General features: G+C 69.6%; 1 protein-coding gene and 1 pseudogene. Both read right to left on the bottom strand.

Translation table 11 applies throughout. The annotated features are described in order from the left end of the window. Positions 1 to 86, bottom strand: a pseudogene (locus tag J5F18_RS11190) (S-ribosylhomocysteine lyase); the annotation flags it as partial. A gap of 71 nt (positions 87 to 157) precedes the next feature. Further along, positions 158 to 1,195 (bottom strand): dihydroorotase, encoded by a 1,038-nt coding sequence (pyrC, locus tag J5F18_RS11185; protein ID WP_346298717.1) that lies wholly within the window; start codon positions 1,193 to 1,195, stop codon positions 158 to 160. Between the last annotated feature and the right edge of the window lie 428 nt (positions 1,196 to 1,623).

Raw genomic sequence — 1,623 nt, 5'->3', positions numbered from 1 at the left:
GAGGGCGTCTGCATGGTCTTGGCGACCCGCACGGCGGGCGCCTGCATGCGGGTGTGGTCGACGCGAAAGCTGTCCAAGAGTGGCATGGGGAACTCCAGTCGGGGCCGGTGAATTCACCGGCACGATAACAGAATAGGGCGCGACGGGACGACGCGACTCAGCCCTGGAAGGTCCAGTCCAGGGTCTCACCGGCGCAGAGCGGCACGATACGCTGGCCACCGGCATAGGGCAGCGACTCTGGCAGCCGCCAGGGCTCGCGCACCAGGGTCACGCGGTCGGCGTTGCGCGGCAGGCCATAGAAGTCGGGACCGAAGTGGCTGGCGAAGCCCTCGAGGCGATCCAGGGCACCGGCCTGCTCGAATGCCGTGGCATAGAGCTCCAGGGCGGCCGGTGCGGTGTAGGCGCCGGCACAGCCGCAGGCGCTCTCCTTGTCGCCCTGGGCGTGGGGGGCGCTATCGGTCCCCAGGAAGAACCTGGGGCTGCCCGAGGTGGCCGCCGCCAGCAGCGCCTGGCGGTGCCGCTCGCGCTTGAGGATCGGCAGGCAGTAGTAGTGGGGGCGGATGCCGCCGACCAGCATGTGGTTGCGGTTGTAGAGCAGGTGGTGGGCGGTGATGGTCGCCGCCACGTTGTCGGGGGCCGCGGCCACGAACTCGGCGGCCTCGGCGGTGGTGATATGCTCGAACACCACCCGCAGATCCGGATGCCGCTCGAGCAGCGGCTTCATCACCCGCTCGATGAAGGCCGCCTCGCGATCGAAGATATCGATCTCGGCATCGGTGACCTCGCCGTGCACCAGCAGTGGCATGCCCAGGCGCGCCAGGGCGCCGATCGCCGCATCGCAGTGGGCCAGGTCGGTGACCCCGGAAGCGGAGTTGGTGGTGGCGCCGGCGGGATAGAGCTTCACGGCATGCACCAGACCGCTGGCCTTGGCACGCTCGATCTCCTCGGCCGGGGTGTTATCGGTCAGGTAGAGGGTCATCAGCGGCTCGAAGGCGCTGCCTGCCGGCAGCGCCGCCAGGATCCGCTCACGGTAGGCCAGCGCCGCCGCCGTGGTGGTCACCGGCGGCTTGAGGTTGGGCATGATGATGGCACGCCCCATCTGGCGGGCCGAGGCGCCGACCACGGCGGCCATGGCCGCGTCGTCGCGCAGGTGAAGGTGCCAGTCATCGGGGCGGGTCAGGGTCAGTGAGGTCACGGCGGGTCCTGTCTCGGCTGGAAGGTTCACGCAAGTCGCCCCAGTATACCCAAAGCGGCTCGCCGGGGCTGCCGGCCCTGCCGCTGACCGTGCTGCAGCGGGTCACGGTGGGCCTCGTGGTGACTGGCCTTCCTTGCCCTGGAGCCCTGGCCGACCCGACTCGACGGCGTCACCCTGGGCTGGCTGGCCGCCAGCGTGCTGCTGGCCAGCACCCTGCGCCTCTTCACCCGGCGCTGAATTCCCGTATCATGCCGGCAGATCCAAGCCAAGGAAGTCAATATGCCGAAGGTGCGCCACTATGCCGACCTGGCCGCCAGCCTCTCCGGGCTGATGTGGGTAGTGGTCTACTGGTCGATCACCCTTTCCGCCCAGGTCGGCAGCGTGGAGCCCACCCTGGCCGCCCTGCTGCTGCTCGCCGCCCTGGTGCT

The organism is Halomonas sp. BM-2019, from assembly GCF_017584085.1.
The sequence above is the reverse complement of the archived record's forward strand: the minus strand, read 5'-3'. Positions and strand labels throughout refer to the sequence as shown.